Raw genomic sequence first — 552 nt, 5'->3', positions numbered from 1 at the left:
TGGGCACGGGCCAGGGCCAGAGCGTGCTGCAGATGGTGGCGGCGTTCTCAGCCGCCTGCGGCAAGCCACTGCCTTATCGCATCGAGCCCAGGCGCCCGGGCGACATCGCCGAATGCTGGGCCGATCCCGCCAAGGCACAGCGCGAACTGGGCTGGCATGCCACCCGGGATCTCGCCGCCATGTGCGCCGACAGCTGGCGCTGGCAGCTCGCCAACCCGAACGGTTACGAGGAGTAGGCCTGCCGGCCTGCCCGTTACGATTTTCTCAACTCATTGACTGGAGTGATGATGTTCAACCCTGTTGATCACCCCCACCGCCGTTTCAACCCGCTGACCGGCCAGTATGTGCTGGTCTCCCCCCACAGGGCCAAGCGCCCCTGGCAGGGTCAGGTCGAAAAAATAAGCCAGGCGCCGAGCCAGTCCCACGATCCGGACTGCTTCCTCTGCGCCGGCAACAAGCGCGTCACCGGCGACCAGAACCCCGACTATCGGGACACCTTCGTCTTCACCAACGACTTCGCCGCCCTGATGCAGGACACCCCGGCCGCCGGCG

The 552-nt window shown here is 66.3% G+C and carries 1 protein-coding gene and 1 pseudogene; both read left to right on the top strand.

From position 1 onward, the window contains the following. Nucleotides 1–236: pseudogene (locus ACB039_RS20940) on the top strand (UDP-glucose 4-epimerase); the annotation flags it as partial. Between the two features lie 51 nt (nt 237–287). Continuing rightward, a partial coding sequence (gene galT, locus ACB039_RS20935; protein ID WP_042648322.1) for a galactose-1-phosphate uridylyltransferase occupies nt 288–552 on the top strand: 265 nt, incomplete at its 3' end.

Origin of the sequence: Aeromonas sp. S2(2024) (genome assembly GCF_041402505.1) — a bacterium.
Lineage (GTDB): Bacteria > Pseudomonadota > Gammaproteobacteria > Enterobacterales > Aeromonadaceae > Aeromonas > Aeromonas media.
This window is presented reverse-complemented; position numbering and strand designations above follow the sequence as displayed.